This window comes from Pseudomonas saudimassiliensis, from assembly GCF_000939975.1.
GTDB classification, from domain to species: Bacteria; Pseudomonadota; Gammaproteobacteria; order Pseudomonadales; family Pseudomonadaceae; genus Halopseudomonas; species Halopseudomonas saudimassiliensis.
The window spans coordinates 960,298-975,024 of record NZ_LK391969.1 but is presented as its reverse complement, the minus strand read 5'-3'; the positions used below and the strand labels follow the sequence as shown (position 1 = coordinate 975,024).

Annotated in this window: 13 protein-coding genes; 7 read left to right on the top strand and 6 right to left on the bottom strand. The window is 62.9% G+C overall.

All coding sequences use genetic code 11. The annotated features are described in order from the left end of the window. Positions 1-46: 46 nt before the first annotated feature. Positions 47-1,264 (top strand): bifunctional glutamate N-acetyltransferase/amino-acid acetyltransferase ArgJ, encoded by a 1,218-nt coding sequence (gene argJ, locus VG99_RS04625; RefSeq protein ID WP_044498538.1) that lies wholly within the window; start codon positions 47-49, stop codon positions 1,262-1,264. Positions 1,265-1,306: 42 nt separating this feature from the next. Here the strand turns inward: argJ and VG99_RS04620 are convergent, their stop codons facing one another. From VG99_RS04620 to VG99_RS04605, 4 genes are all read right to left on the bottom strand, one after another. After that, on the bottom strand, positions 1,307-3,700 hold the full coding sequence (locus VG99_RS04620) for a DUF6351 family protein (RefSeq protein ID WP_204216688.1): 2,394 nt from the start codon (positions 3,698-3,700) through the stop codon (positions 1,307-1,309). Between the two features lie 323 nt (positions 3,701-4,023). Next, complete coding sequence (locus VG99_RS15465) at positions 4,024-4,539, bottom strand: GspH/FimT family pseudopilin (protein ID WP_052508699.1); 516 nt, start codon at positions 4,537-4,539, stop codon at positions 4,024-4,026. Positions 4,540-4,745: 206 nt separating this feature from the next. Continuing rightward, positions 4,746-5,831: a tRNA (uridine(54)-C5)-methyltransferase TrmA gene (trmA, locus tag VG99_RS04610; protein WP_044498537.1), complete on the bottom strand. Its 1,086-nt coding sequence runs from the start codon at positions 5,829-5,831 to the stop codon at positions 4,746-4,748. Beyond that, the gene (locus tag VG99_RS04605) at positions 5,831-7,123 is read right to left on the bottom strand and encodes an NCS2 family permease (protein ID WP_044498536.1); all 1,293 of its coding nucleotides are present in this window, start codon (positions 7,121-7,123) and stop codon (positions 5,831-5,833) included. Before VG99_RS04605 ends, trmA begins: the two co-directional genes overlap by 1 nt. A gap of 166 nt (positions 7,124-7,289) precedes the next feature. Between VG99_RS04605 and VG99_RS04600 the strand changes: the two genes are divergently transcribed. Then, complete coding sequence (locus VG99_RS04600) at positions 7,290-7,904, top strand: BamJ family beta-barrel-assembly machinery protein (RefSeq protein ID WP_044498535.1); 615 nt, start codon at positions 7,290-7,292, stop codon at positions 7,902-7,904. A gap of 256 nt (positions 7,905-8,160) precedes the next feature. Here the strand turns inward: VG99_RS04600 and VG99_RS04595 are convergent, their stop codons facing one another. Continuing rightward, a complete protein-coding gene (locus VG99_RS04595) occupies positions 8,161-9,129 on the bottom strand; it encodes a polyprenyl synthetase family protein (protein ID WP_044498534.1) in 969 nt (322 codons plus the stop codon). 285 nt (positions 9,130-9,414) lie between these two features. Between VG99_RS04595 and rplU the strand changes: the two genes are divergently transcribed. The 4 genes from rplU (at position 9,415) to proB (ending at position 12,453) form a co-directional block, all read left to right on the top strand. Further along, the gene (rplU, locus tag VG99_RS04590; protein ID WP_044498533.1) at positions 9,415-9,726 is read left to right on the top strand and encodes a 50S ribosomal protein L21; all 312 of its coding nucleotides are present in this window, start codon (positions 9,415-9,417) and stop codon (positions 9,724-9,726) included. Between the two features lie 21 nt (positions 9,727-9,747). After that, positions 9,748-10,005, top strand: a complete 258-nt coding sequence (rpmA, locus tag VG99_RS04585; protein ID WP_044498532.1) for a 50S ribosomal protein L27 — start codon at positions 9,748-9,750, stop codon at positions 10,003-10,005. Positions 10,006-10,109: 104 nt separating this feature from the next. Next, positions 10,110-11,318: an Obg family GTPase CgtA gene (gene cgtA, locus VG99_RS04580; protein ID WP_044498530.1), complete on the top strand. Its 1,209-nt coding sequence runs from the start codon at positions 10,110-10,112 to the stop codon at positions 11,316-11,318. Positions 11,319-11,334: 16 nt separating this feature from the next. Then, entirely contained in the window at positions 11,335-12,453 is a 1,119-nt protein-coding gene (proB, locus tag VG99_RS04575) for a glutamate 5-kinase (RefSeq protein ID WP_044498528.1), read from the top strand. A gap of 152 nt (positions 12,454-12,605) precedes the next feature. Here proB and rpsT read toward each other — a convergent pair whose 3' ends face one another. Beyond that, complete coding sequence (rpsT, locus tag VG99_RS04570) at positions 12,606-12,878, bottom strand: 30S ribosomal protein S20 (protein WP_044498527.1); 273 nt, start codon at positions 12,876-12,878, stop codon at positions 12,606-12,608. Positions 12,879-13,083: 205 nt separating this feature from the next. Here rpsT and murJ point away from each other — a divergent pair, with 205 nt between their 5' ends. Next, a complete protein-coding gene (gene murJ / locus VG99_RS04565) occupies positions 13,084-14,652 on the top strand; it encodes a murein biosynthesis integral membrane protein MurJ (RefSeq protein WP_076939723.1) in 1,569 nt (522 codons plus the stop codon). The last annotated feature ends 75 nt before the right edge of the window (positions 14,653-14,727 follow it).

Sequence of the window (14,727 nt, the reverse complement as noted above, 5' to 3'; positions counted from 1 at the left end):
CCTATACCGCAAGCCCACCGCTTGCCCTTACTGGAGATATCGCACCATGCCCGTTGGACTCGGCCCGCTTCCGACCCTGCACCCTGTTCCCGGCTTTCGTCTGGGTATTGCCTCCGCGGGGATCAAGAAGGCCGGACGACGAGATGTCGTGGTCATGGAGGCGGCGGCCGGTTCCGCCATGGCGGGGGTGTTTACCACCAATGCCTTCTGCGCCGCGCCGGTGACCCTATGCAAGCAGCATCTGCAGCATGCCCCGCGCTACCTGCTGGTCAATACCGGCAATGCCAATGCCGGCACCGGTAAGCCGGGGATGGCCGCAGCGCTGAAGACTTGCGAAGCGCTGGCTGACCTCACCAAGGTTGAGCCAAGCCAGGTGCTGCCCTTCAGTACCGGTGTGATCGGCGAACTGCTGCCGGCGGACAAGATCATCGCCGTGCTGCCCCAGGCGCTGGAGAACCTGGCCGAGGGCAACTGGGCTGCAGCCGCTGAAGGCATCATGACCACCGACACGCTGCCCAAGGGCGCGAGTCGGCAGATCACCCTGGCCGGCCAGACGGTGACCATCACCGGCATCTCCAAGGGCGCCGGCATGATCCGACCGAACATGGCGACCATGCTCGGTTACGTGGCGACGGACGCCAAGGTCGCGCAGCCGGTGCTGCAGCAGATGCTGCGCCAGGCGGCTGACCTGTCCTTCAACCGTATCACCATCGACGGCGACACCAGCACCAACGATTCCTGCCTGCTGATCGCCACCGGACAGACGCAGATGGCGGAGATCAGCGACCCGGCGAGCGCTGAATATGCCCAGCTGGCCGAGGCGGTCAATGCGGTCATGCTGGAGCTGGCCCAGGCCATCGTGCGCGACGGTGAAGGCGCGACCAAGTTCGTTACCGTGCAGGTCAATGGCGGTGGCAACCGGAACGAGTGCCTGGATGTCGCCTACGCAGTGGCCCATTCGCCGCTGATCAAGACCGCGCTGTTCGCCTCTGACCCGAACTGGGGGCGGATCCTGGCGGCGGTGGGTTACGCTGGCGTGCCGGAGCTGGATGTCGAGCTTATCGATGTCTATCTGGACGAGGTTTGCATCACTCGCAACGGCGGGCGTGCTGCGGAGTACACCGAGGAGCAGGGCGCATGGGTGATGGCCCAGGCCGAGATCACCATCCGCATCGAGCTGGGCCGTGGTGATGTCAGCGAGACCATCTGGACCACCGACCTGTCCCACGAATACGTGCGCATCAACGCCGAATACCGCACCTGATGCGGTTGGCCGGTACGCCTGTCCAGGCGTACCGGCACGGCCTCACTCCTGCGGCCGACCCTGGTCCGCTTGGCTGTAATCACAGACGCCCTGCGGGAAGATTGCGTTCAGCTCCGCCAACTGGGCGCCGGTGGGGTTCCAGCTGCCATAGGTGCCGTCGTTCACGGCGGTGCTGACCGGCTTCAGGGCGCATTTGAAAATACTCCCCTCGATCGGCCCACCGGCCACCATCCGCGAGGTGGTATAGGTCGGGAATTGCCTGGTGCAGGCCCCGGCAGGCCGATCGTCCAGGACGCCGTCCCATACTTCGTCTCCCGCGGCGATCAATTCACCGTTGGTTTCAAAACAACTGTCCACCGCGGCGGCGGGCTTGTTGCCAGCGATGCCCTGGTCGGGATTGGCCCGGATATTCATCAGCCATTCGTGCACCACGTCGAGCGCCATCCAGGTCTGGTCGAAGTCTTCCCGCGGGCGCGGCTCGTCGGGGTCGCTCACGTCGGTCGGCCGGGTATCGGTAAACCAGATGACCTGGTGGTCCGCATCGCCCATGCGGTTGCGGATCCGCTGGCGGGCCGAGAACGACTGGTGGCTGTTGTGCATATCCAACACTTCCTCCAGATAGTGGCGCCAGTCGATCACCGGCATGTTCAGCTGGCCATCGAATACCATGCCCGACTCATAGGCGGCATTGATGGCCTGCAGGTCGCCTTCGGTCCGCGGCGCCGGACTGTTGCCATCGGGGCTCAACCGCATGTTCCTGCTGCTCCAGGGGTCGAACCGGGACGGGTCGGCCAATACATCGGCTTCAGTGCCGATGAAGGGAAACCCCTCCTGCACCATTTCACTGGGATGCTTCCAGCCACCGATCTGGCTGTTGAGCTTGAGGAATTCCGCGGGCGTGATATCACCATCGGTCAGCGCCTTGAGCCCGTATTGCACGCCCACGTTGTCGAACAGGGTGCGGGGGTCGCCGTTCTCATCAACGCCATAGATATTGCGCAGATCGTCATAGTGGGTCCATTGCACCGAGTCCATCACGCCGGGCGGTTGCATCAGCTGCTGGTTGGCGGCCTGGCCGTAGAGCGGGTTCATGACCAGCGGGGTCAGGCCGCGCCAGGCCGGGATGCACTCGGTCATGCCCGGGGCGGTGCTGTAGCCCAGCATCGTCTTGGCGTCGGCAAAGGGGTCCGGGTAGGCATCGGTCGCGTTCAGCCCGACCAGCAGGCTGCGGTTGGCCGTGGTACGCCAGAGTGGATTGGTGCGGTCGGTGGCGTCCATATAGTATTCCAGCAGCTCGCAGTCGCCGATGTGGATGGTCTGGGTGACCATGTCGGGGTAGGAGTACTGCGGTACCCCGGCGTCCAGCAGGTCGGGATGGTTCTGCGAATAGACGTATTGCTGGATGCCGCCGCCGGAGCCGCCGATGGCCACGGTGTAATCCGGCGTGCCAAAGCGTTTGATGAAATGCTCCTTGACCATCAGCGCGGTCTCACCCCCTACCTGCAGGTTGTAGTGGGTGCTGGTGCGGGTGCCGGTGGAGTAGATGACGGCGTACCCCTTGCTGAGTACCTCCGGCGCCAGCGCGCGCCCGCTGATCCGGCCCTGGGTGTGGCCGATGGCGACGCCGCCTTCGAAGTGAAACAGCAGCCGGCCGTTCCACTTGTCCGTCGCGGCAGCGTCGGCGGCATCCCCCAGGGTGGCGAGGGTGGCGAAGCTGTACAGGAAGCGATTGATGGTGCCGCGCTCCTGACGCACGATGAAGTCTACGGTGCGGCCATCGGTCAGCGTGGTGGTCGCCATGTCGGCGGGGCGCGAACCATCCGTGGGCAGCGGCCGATAGCTGGGGTTGTCACTGTTGGTACGGTAGAGGAACACCACGAACGGCTCGATCGAGCAGTCCTTGCTCAAGCCGATCTGATTGCCATTGGCGTCCAGTACCGGAAAACCAGTATCGCCGTCGGTATCCACCAGCGGCTGTTTGCCCAACTCGGACACCGAGGTGCAGACAAAGGGGTACTGTTGTGGGCCGGAAAAGAGGGGGCCGGTGATCGGATGGTTGACCAAGTCCAGCTCGTGCAAGGGCCCGTGCTTGGCGTGGTGCAGTTCCAGCTGGTTGTCCCCTTCAACGAGGTCCTCCAGCAGGATTTCCACCTGGTTATTGCGGCGCGTCTGGCGAGCCGGCTGCACTTGCTGATCGTTGAGCCAGAATTCCAGCTGACCCAGTTGCTCGTCGATCACCTCGGCATCCCCCGCCAGGGCCACCAGCACACTGCCGCCACTGACCTGATCGGCAGCGCTCGACAGCAGTCGCAGTTCCAGGTCGGGCGCGTCATCCGAGCGGGAGCTGGAGCCTCCCGAGCCGCTGAGACAGCCAGTCAGGGCGAAGGTGAGCAGGCTGATTGCACAAGGTAATCCATAACGTCTCATGTTCGACATCGTCTTTCCCTCTGTTGGCCGGAGCCTTTCTTGTGATTGTTATACGCCCGCAGACCGGTGCCGCGCCGTGGGTACGGATGGGTCTGATCGGGGAGGGGGGAGGCATTGGGGAATAGCTCGATGCCGCATGGCGGCATGGGGCGCCGGTGCGCGCTGCTGTTGCATGCGTAAAGCGTGCGTGGGCCATGGATCCTGGTCGCCTCAGCTTGCTGAGCGCCATGGGTTATTGTTGTTGGCGTTCAAGCGCCATCAGTATAGATGGCGACGGCAAACTTGCCATTGCGGTCCGTTTTTTTGTCCCTGTGACGAGACAGTAATGTCGTTCAGGCCGGGCAGTCGGCACCGATCACCGCCCGTTCCACCCGCGCCCGGCCGATGCGGTTGATGACGACCTTGCGCCCCTCCACGCCAGCCTCCTGCGGGCAAACGGAGAAGGTGCCGGATTGGAAGCCACCATTGAGCAGTTCGGATTCACCCTGGGCGTTGTAGCGCAGGTAGCTGGCGAGGGGCGAATTGACATGGATATGCTGCACGCGTGCCGGCAGCTCTTCGCGCAGCAGGGTGTCGCCCGCGTCCAGCGCGCCGTTGTTGTTGGCATCGATGAAGATCACCCAGCCATTGCTCCAGCTGCCCGCTAACGGGGCCATGGTCACGTGGCGGTTGCGGCGGGTGGCTTCGGTGCGGGTGAGGTTGATGCTGCGCACCAGGCTGTTGACGCTGCTGTCCATGCGCTGGCCATCGATCAGGCCGCCAAAGGCCGGCAGTCCGATCGCCAGCAGGATGGCGAGAATGGCCACCGCCACCATGAGTTCGATCAAGGTAAATCCACGACAACGCATGGCGTAGTCCTCCCTGGGGAAAGGGGCTACTGCCTGGGTCTGCCCGTTGAATGGAAACGCCGGAATGTCCGGCGGCGAAAAGTGTACCGCATGCCGCGCAGCGCGGTGACACCAGGGGCTGAAACTGCGAGGGGCGTCACGCTTGCGCGACCCTGGGGAAGGGTCAGGCAAGCTGTGGATGCGCGTCCTGGGTCAGCGGCCGCCGATCAGCGCCGCTCCAGCAGCACGCCCGATTCCATGTGATGGCTGTAGGGGAACTGGTCGAACAGCGCGCAACGGACAATACGATGGGTGCCGTGCAGCTCGTCCAGGTTGGCGGCCAGGGTGTGGGGATTGCAGGAGATATACAGGATGCGATCGTAGCCCTTGACCAGCTCCAGGGTGGCGGGGTCCAGCCCCGCGCGGGGCGGATCGACGAAGACGGTGCCGAAGTCGTAGCCGCTCAGATCCACGCCCTGTAAACGGCGGAACTCGCGCACGCCGGTCAGCGCCTGGGTCACCTCCTCGCTGGCCAGCCGCACCAGGGTGACATTGTCGACCTGGTTCAGGGCGATGTTCTCCAGCGCCGAACGTACCGAACTCTTGGACAGTTCGGTAGCCAGCACCCGCCGAAAGCGCGTCGACAATGGCAGGGTGAAGTTGCCGTTGCCGCAGTACAGCTCCAGCAGGTCCCGGCTATTGTCCCCAGCGGCGTCCAGCGCCCAGGCCAGCATATGCTGGTTCACCTGCCCGTTGGGCTGGGTGAAGCCGCCCTCCGCCTGCTGGTAGTGCCAGGTGCGGCCAGCGACCGTCAGCGCTTCCAGTACGTGGTCGCGCTGCAGTACACGTTTGCGCCCGCGGCTGCGGCCGATCAGCAGGATGCCCAATTGCTCGGCTAGCACGGTCGCCGCCACGTCCCAGTCTTCATCAATCGGGCGGTGATAGCACAAGGTAACCAGCGCCTCGCCGGACAGGGTGGTAAGAAACTCGATCTGGAACAGCTTGCGGCCCAGCACCGGATCGGCCTTGCACGCTTCCAGCAGCGGCATCATCAGTTCATTGATGCGTTTGCTGGCAATGGGCAGTTGCTCGATCAGGATCGGCCGACGGTTGTCCCCCGGCTCGAACATGGCGTAATGGGGTTGGCCCTGCTCGTACCACAGGCGAAACTCGGCGCGCAGGCGGAAATGCTCCCGTGGCGAGGCGAACACCTCCGGCTCCGGCGCAGCAAAGGGTTGCAGCAGCGCTATCAGGCGCTGACGCTTTTCCTCAAGCTGCTGCTCGTAGCCGGTGGGGTTGAATGCTGTACCCATCAGCTGAAGAATCCGAGCTTGATGATGAACAGCCCCGACAGCACATAAAGGCTGGGATTCAGCTCACGCCAGCGGCCGGCCAGCAGCTTGATGAGGGTCCAGGAAATGAAACCCAGGGCGATGCCGTTGGCAATGGAGAAGGTCAGCGGCATGACGAGGGCGGTGACTACCACCGGGGCGGCTTCGGTCAGGTCTTCCCAGTCGACCTGTACCAAGCCGCTGGTCATCAGTACGGCAACGAAGAACAGCGCCGGCGCGGTAGCAAACGCAGGGACGGCCCCTGCCAGCGGGGAAAAGAACAGGCTCAGCAGAAACAGCGCAGCAACCACGCACGCGGTCAGGCCGGTACGGCCGCCCGCGGCGGTGCCAGCGGTGGATTCCACATAGCTGGTGGTGGTTGAGGTGCCCAGCAGCGAGCCGGCCATGGTGGCGGTGCTGTCGGCCATCAGGGCGCGGCCCAGGCGCGGCAGCTTGCCGTCCTTTTCCACCAGCCCGGCCTTCTGCGCGACGCCGATCAGGGTGCCGGAGGTGTCGAACAGATCGACGAACAGGAAGGCAAAGATCACGCTGATCAGGCCAACTTCCAGGGCGCCCGCAAGATCCAGTTGCAGCAGGGTCGGGGCCAGGCTGGGCGGGGCGGAAACAAAGCCGTCAGTGCTGGTCAGGCCCAGCGCCAGGCTGATAAGGGTAACGATCAGGATGCCGATCATTACCGCACCGGTAACCTGGCGATAGGCCAAGGCGACGATGATGGCAAAACCCAGGGCCGCCAGCAGCGGGCCGGCCTGGGTCATATCACCGAGGCCGACCAGGGTGGCGGGGTTATCCACCACGATACCGGAGCTCTTCAGGGCAATCAGCGCCAGGAACAGGCCGATGCCGGCGGCGATGGCCGAGCGCAGGGGCAGCGGAATGCTGTTGATCACCCACTCGCGGATCTTGAAGATGCTCAATATGAAGAACAGGAAGCCGGAGATGAACACGGCACCCAGGGCCACCTGCCAGCTGTAGCCCATGGAACCGACCACGGTATAGGCGAAGAAGGCGTTCAGCCCCATGCCGGGCGCCAGGGCGATCGGGTAGTTGGCCCAGAGGCCCATGATCAGCGAGCCGATCGCGGCGGCAACGCAGGTGGCGACGAAAGCCGCGCCGGGATCAATGCCTGCGTCCGCCATCATCATCGGGTTGACGAAGACGATGTAGGCCATGGTCAGGAAGGTGGTAACACCGGCAATGATCTCGGTGCGCACATTGGTGCCATGGGCTTTGAGTTGGAACAGTTTATCCAGCATGACGGGTCTCGGGGTTGGGGTGGGGGCGAAAAGGGCGGCATTTTAGCCTATTCATGCCGCTGGCGCAGCACCGGCGGGCAGGGCATTTATCCGTCAGTGCCGCGGCGAGGGTGAATTTTTAGCGTTGTTGTGTCAGGCTTTACGGTCATTTTTCCGGAGAGCCGTCATGAGCAATACTTTCGAAACCGACGAACAGCGGGTCAGCTACGGCATCGGCCGTCAGATGGGCGACCAGCTGCTGTCGAGCAACATCCCCGATCTGGCTATCGAGCTGGTCATGAACGGCCTGCGTGATGCTTATACCCAGCAGCCCAGCCCGATCGACGAGGCGGCCATGCAGGGCGCCTTCCAGACCCTGCAGAGCAAGATGCAGGCGCTGGCCGAAGAGTCCGCCCGGGCCGCTGGCAAGGCAGGTCTGGAGTTTCTCGAGCGCAATGCCGAGCGCGATGGGGTAGTGACCCTGCCGTCGGGCCTGCAGTATGAAGTGATCGAAACCGGCAATGGCGCCACGCCGACCGCCAGCTCCACCGTGCGTACCCATTACGAAGGTACCCTGATCAGCGGTGAGGTGTTCGACAGCTCCTACAAGCGCGGCCAGCCTGCCGAGTTTCCGGTCGGTGGCGTGATTGCCGGTTGGACCGAAGCACTGCAGCTGATGCAGGAAGGGGCCAAGTGGCGCCTGTACATCCCCTCCAAGCTGGCCTACGGCGAACGCGCCGCCGGCAGCATCCCGCCGCACAGCACGCTGATCTTCGATATCGAGTTGATCAAGGTTCTGTAAGGAAGTTAGCGGGGCGGGTATCTCTCCCCAACCCCGCTTCGCGCCCCGGCCCTTCGCAGAGCTCAGGGCGCTCAAGCGGGCGAAGCAGTGCTTCGCTTATTCCGCTTTCGCCCCCGCAAGGGGAGAGGGGGCTTGGTCGCGCATGCTGCAAGGAATGGTAGTTTCTGACCAAGCGTTCAAGTCATGCGGATGTGCAGCTCAGTCACCCCTCTCCGCTTGCGGGAGAGGGGGTGGGGGAGAGGGGGAGGTGGCTAACTCAGAACGAACGATCTACCGCAAACCGCGCCAACTGCTCCAGCGCATCCCGGTAGATCGATGGCGGCAGGGTCTGCAGCAGGCTGATTGCCTCGTCCGCATGCTGGCGCGCCAGGTTGGCGGTGTAGTCGAGGGCGCCGCTGGCTTCCACGGCTTCGCTGATGACGGCGATATCATCGGTGCCGCCCTTCTGGATCGCCTTGCGCACCAGGCTGGCCTGTTCCGGCGTGCCTTCGCGCATGGTGTAGATCAGTGGCAGGGTCGGCTTGCCTTCGGCCAGATCGTCACCAACATTCTTACCCATGGCTTCGGCATCACCGTTGTAGTCCAGCAGGTCGTCGACCAACTGGAAGGCGATACCCAAAGCATCCCCATAGCGGCGCAGCACTTCGGCCTGTTCAGCGGGGGCGCCGGCAAGGATGGCGGCGGTGTGGGTGGAGGCTTCGAACAGCATGGCGGTCTTGCTGCGGATGACCTCCATATAGGTGGCTTCGTCCGTATTGGCGTCGCGCACCTTGGACAACTGCAGCACTTCGCCCTCGGCAATCACGTTGGTCGCGCCGGCCAGTACCTGCATGATGCGCATGTCGTTGAGCTCGACCATCATCTCGAAGGAGCGCGAGTACAGAAAGTCGCCCACCAGCACGCTGGCGGCATTGCCCCACAGGGCGTTGGCGGTGGAGCGGCCGCGGCGCAGGTCGGAGGTGTCGACCACATCGTCGTGCAACAGGGTGGAGGTGTGCATGAATTCGATGATGGCGGCCAGGGTGTGCGGCCGCTCGTCCGTCAGGCCGCAGGCGCGGGCGGCGAGCAGGACCACCAGGGGGCGCAAGCGCTTGCCGCCGGCGCTGATGATGTAGCTGCCGATTTTCTCCACGAGCGGGACGCGCGAATGCAGTTGACGCATGATCAACTGGTTTACAGCTTCGAAGTCATCAGTGACCGCAGTATAAAAGGGCAGGGTCGTCATCTACAGCACGCTTTCAGAAGGGTTGCGCGGCATGCTAGGCGGCGGCTTGCGTGCTGTCAAGGAACCGCATGGGACGCAGCGCCCAAACCGGTGCATTAAGCGAGGTCGCTCCATTGCGTTGTGTTGGATAAGTCGGTAGAATCCCCGCCCCTGAAAACCCGATTTACAGCATCCCTGTTTTGACAATGGCAAGCTCGGGCCCGATTGGCGGGTTCACTTGCAGCCATGCCGGCCACTAACCATTATTCCCAAGCGCCGGGTGAGCAGGATTACGGAGAAAGCAACATGTACGCAGTTATTGTTACTGGTGGCAAGCAGTACAAGGTCGCCGAAGGCGAGTTCCTGAGAGTAGAGAAGCTGGAAGCCGAAACCGGCTCCACCATCGAGTTCGATCGCGTGCTGCTGATCGGTAACGGTGATGACGTCACCATCGGTGCGCCGGTGGTTGATGGCGCCAAGGTGACTGCAGAAGTCAGCGCCCATGGTCGTGGTGACAAGGTTCGCATCATCAAGTTCCGTCGCCGCAAGCACCACATGAAGCGTCAGGGCCACCGTCAGTGGTACACCGAAATCAAAATCACCGGCATCTCTGCCTAAGCATTGAGGAGATAGAAACTCATGGCACACAAAAAAGCAGGCGGTTCCACACGTAACGGTCGCGATTCAGAAGCCAAACGACTTGGTGTGAAACTGTACGGTGGCCAGCAGGCTACTGCCGGCAACATCATCGTTCGCCAGCGCGGCACCGAGTTCCATGCCGGCAAGAACGTTGGTATGGGCAAGGATCACACTCTGTTCGCCAAGGCTGACGGCGTGATCAAGTTTGAAGTCAAGGGTGAGTTCGGTCGTCGCTACGTCAGTGTCGTAGCCGGCTGATAGCTTCCCGGTTTCAAAAAGCCCTGTCTTGCGACGGGGCTTTTTTGTTTGTAGCTTAGGGCTGGTTCAATGGCCCCTCAATCAACCCCTTCAGGGGGAGCGCAATGAAATTCGTAGATGAAGTATCCATTACGGTAAAGGCCGGTGATGGTGGTAACGGTTGCATGAGCTTCCGACGTGAGAAATTCATTCCCAAGGGTGGCCCTGATGGGGGTGACGGTGGCGATGGCGGCTCGATCTTCCTGGAAGCCGATCCCAACCTGAACACGCTGGTCGATTATCGTTACACCCGTCGTTTCAATGCCAAGCGTGGCGAGAATGGCCGTGGTTCCGACTGCACAGGCGCCAAGGGCGAGGATATGATCCTGTCCGTGCCGGTGGGTACTACCGTGATCGATGCCGGTACCCAGGAAATCATCGGTGATCTGACCGAGCCGGGTCAGCGCCTGCTGGTCGCCCAGGGTGGCTTCCATGGCCTGGGTAATACCCGCTACAAATCCAGCGTCAACCGCGCTCCCCGGCAGACCTCCAATGGCAGTCTGGGCGAGCTGCGCGATCTCAAGTTGGAGTTGAAGGTGCTGGCTGATGTGGGTCTGCTCGGTCTGCCCAATGCGGGCAAGAGTACCTTCATCCGCGCCGTATCGGCGGCCACCCCCAAGGTGGCGGACTATCCCTTCACTACCATGGTGCCCAACCTGGGCGTGGTGGATGTGGGTCAGTTGCGCAGTTTCGTCATCGCCGACATTCCCGGCGTGATTGCCGGCGCTGCCGAAGGGGCTGGCCTGGGTACGCGGTTTCTCAAGCACCTGTCGCGTACACGGCTGCTGCTGCACCTGGTGGACATGGCGCCGCTGGACCAGAGCGATCCGGTCGAGGCGGTCGAGACCATCATCCATGAGCTGGGCAAGTTCAGTCCGGCACTGACCCTGCGCGAGCGCTGGCTGGTGCTGAACAAGTGCGACCAACTGCTGGAAGATGAGCAGCAGGCGATTCTCGATGACGTGGTCGAGCGGCTGGAGTGGGAAGGTCCGGTCTTCGTGATCTCCGCCTCCGAGCGCACGGGCACCCAGGAATTGGCCAAGGCGGTCATGAACTGGCTGGATGAGCGCGAGCTGCGCATGCAGGAAGACGAAGAATACGCCGCCGAGGTCGCCGAGCTGGATCAGCGCATCGAGGAAGAGGCGCGTGCCCATATCCAGGAGCTGGATGATCGCAAGGCGCGGCGTAAGGCCGGCATCAGCGACGACGAAGATGACTTCGACGACGAGGATGAAGATGACGAAGATGGTCCGGAAATTATCTACGTGCGCTGAGCGGAGCTGATATTGCATGCGTGACAAGGTGACTGCCGCCCGGCGGTGGGTAATCAAGATTGGCAGTGCGCTGCTGACGGGCGATGGCCGTGGTCTGGACCGCGGGGCCATGGCCGTGTGGGTGCAGCAGATGGTGGCCCTGCGCGAAAGCGGCGTGGACGTGGTGCTGGTGTCCTCCGGGGCGGTGGCGGCGGGGATGACTCGGTTGGGTTGGAGCGAGCGTCCCAAGAGCATTCATCAGTTGCAGGCTGCTGCAGCCGTGGGGCAGATGGACCTGGTGCAGGCGTGGGAGAGCAGTTTTGAGGAGTTTGGGTTGACCACGGCCCAGGTGTTGCTGACCCATGATGACCTGTCCGACCGCAAGCGCTATCTGAACGCCCGCAGCACCCTGCGCAGTCTGCTGGATCTGGGCGTGATTCCAGTCATCAACGAAAACGATACCGTCGTCACCGACGAGATCCGTTTTGGTGACAACGATACCCTGGGGGCGCTGGTGGCCAACCTGGTCGAGGCGGATCTGCTGGTGATCCTCACCGACCGGGACGGGCTGTACACCGCCGACCCGCGGGGCAATCCGGAGGCCGAGCTGATTTCCCAGGCGATGGCGGATGATCCCAAGCTGGACGCCATGGCCGGCGGCAGTGCTGGTGCCTTGGGTCGCGGCGGCATGCAGACCAAGCTGCGCGCGGCGCGTCTGGCGGCCCGCTCGGGCGCCAGCACCATCATCGTCGGTGGCCGCATCCAGCAGGTGATTGACCGGTTGAAGGCGGGTGAGCAGTTGGGCACCTTGCTGCTGCCGGAAAAGGGCATGCTGGCTGCGCGCAAGCAGTGGCTGGCAGGGCATTTGCAGACCCGCGGCCGGCTGGTGATCGACGATGGCGCGGTCAAGGCGTTGAGCAGTGGTCATTCCAGTCTGCTGCCGGTAGGGGTCAAGGCAGTGGAAGGCAACTTCCGCCGCGGCGAGATGGTGGTCTGCGCCGGCCTGGATGGCCGCGAAATCGCCCGCGGGCTGGTCAACTACGGCGCCCAGGAAGCGGCGCGCATTATTGGTCGTTGCAGCGAGGAAATTGTCGGCGTGCTCGGCTATGTCGACGAGCCGGAGCTGGTGCACCGGGATAACCTGGTGCTGGTGTAAGGAGTGTGCGGGCCGGGTGGCCCGCATCGCCCCGGGGCGATGCTCGCCGCAGGAGGCATCGGAGCGTCAGGATTGAAAGAGGGTAGCTCTTTGATTCAGGCATAAAAAAACCGGCTCAATGAGCCGGTTTTTTGTATCAACGCGGAACGCAATCAGGCGGCGGTAGCCATGGCCTTGATGTGTGCGTTCAGGCGGCTCTTGTGGCGAGCGGCCTTGTTCTTGTTGATGATGCCCTTGTCAGCCATGCGGTCGATGACCGGAACAGCGGCAGTGTAGGCAGTTTGTGCTTTTTCCAGGTCCTTGGCTTCGATAGCCTTGACCACGTTCTTGATGTAGGTACGAACCATGGAGCGCAGGCTTGCATTGTGATTGCGGCGCTTCTCGGCCTGCTTGGCGCGTTTCTTGGCTTGAGGTGAGTTGGCCACCGTCTTGCTCCTCAGAAAATCTAGTGAATTAGGGTATAAATAAGGTCGCGTACTGTGCCGCAGAGCGGGGCCAATGTCAAGGGAGGAGCCGGCTAATTATTCGGCAGCTGTAGAGCAAAGGCGGGTCGGTCGAGGGCGATACAGTCGAAGTGTCCAAGTATACCCGGTAAGCGCTATCATCGCGCTTTTATCTGGCGATGGACCCATGACCGACACGACACCCCCTGCCGCGCCCGAACCCAAGGCCCCCAGCCTGCTGCGATCCGGCATGGTGGTCAGCATCATGACCATGCTGTCCCGCGTCCTGGGTATGGTCCGTGACGTGGTGGTGGCGGCTTACTTCGGCTCCAAGTCCGAAGCCGATGCCTTCTTTATCGCCTTCAAGATTCCCAACTTCCTGCGCCGACTGTTTGCTGAAGGGGCCTTCGCCCAGGCATTCGTGCCGGTGCTCTCGGAATATCGCACCCGCTTTACCCTGGCTGAGGTACAGAACCTGGTCAACCGGGTGACCGGTACCCTGGGGCTGACCCTGGCCGGCATTACTTTGCTCGGCGTGGCCGGTGCGCCGGTACTGATTACCCTGTTTGCCCCCGGTTTCCATGGTCAGACCGAAAAGCTCGCGCTGGCCACGGATATGCTGCGCATCACCTTTCCCTACCTGTTCCTGATTTCCCTGACCGCGCTATGCGGGTCGATTCTCAACAGCTACGGCCGCTTCGCCATCCCCGCGTTCACTCCCGTGCTGCTCAACCTGTGCATGATCGGCGCTACGCTGTTCATGACGCCGTACTTCGACCAGCCGATCATGGCGCTGGCCTGGGGGGTGTTCATTGCCGGGGTGGCCCAGCTGCTGTTCCAGCTGCCCTTCCTGGCGCAGATCAAGCTGTTGCCGGTGCCGCGCCCGGACCGTCACCACGAGGGCGTCAAGCGCATCATGACGCTGATGATCCCGGCGTTGTTCGGCGTATCGGTCAGCCAGATCAACCTGCTGCTGGATACGGTGCTGGCGTCCTTCCTGCAGACCGGCAGTATCTCCTGGCTGTATTACGCCGACCGCCTGTCGGAGCTGCCGTTGGGCGCTTTCGGTATTGCCATCGGCACCGTGATTCTGCCGGCACTGTCGCGCCAGCATGCGGGGGAGGATCCCAAGGCCTTTGCTGCCACGCTCGACTGGGCGGTGCGGATGGTGCTGCTGGTGGGAGTGCCCGCCGCGCTGGCGTTGCTGCTGCTCGCCGAGCCGCTGATCGCGACCCTGTTCCACTACGGGGCGATGACCGAGCGGGATGTGATCCAGTCGGCCAACGCCCTGCGTGCCTACGCGGTGGGGGTGATGACATTCATGCTGATCAAGGTCCTGGCGCCGGGCTATTTCGCCCGCCAGGACATGAAGACCCCAGTAAAGATCGCGATGATCTGCATGGGCGCGAATATGGTCTTCAACCTGATTCTGGTCTGGCCGCTGGATCATGTGGGGCTGGCGCTGGCGACTTCGCTGTCGGCGCTGCTCAACGCCGGCATGCTGTGGTGGGGGCTGCGCAAATCCGGCATCTATCAGGCACAGCCGGGCTGGCCGCTGTTCATGTTGCGCCTGGCGCTGGCCTGTCTGGCGCTGGCAGCGATGGTGTTGTGGCTGGCGCCCGGTGTAGAGCAATGGTTTGCCTGGGGCTGGCAGCAGAAGGCCCTGGAGATGGCGATCCTGGTGGTCACGGGTATCGGCGTGTTCGTTGCCACCCTGGCCATGACTGGCATGCGCATGCGCCATTTAAGGAAGTAACCTGGGAGGGACGAGCACCAGCTCGTCCACGGCGTAGCGCTCCTTCATCGAGCCTGGTTGCGTCCTGTGGCTCGA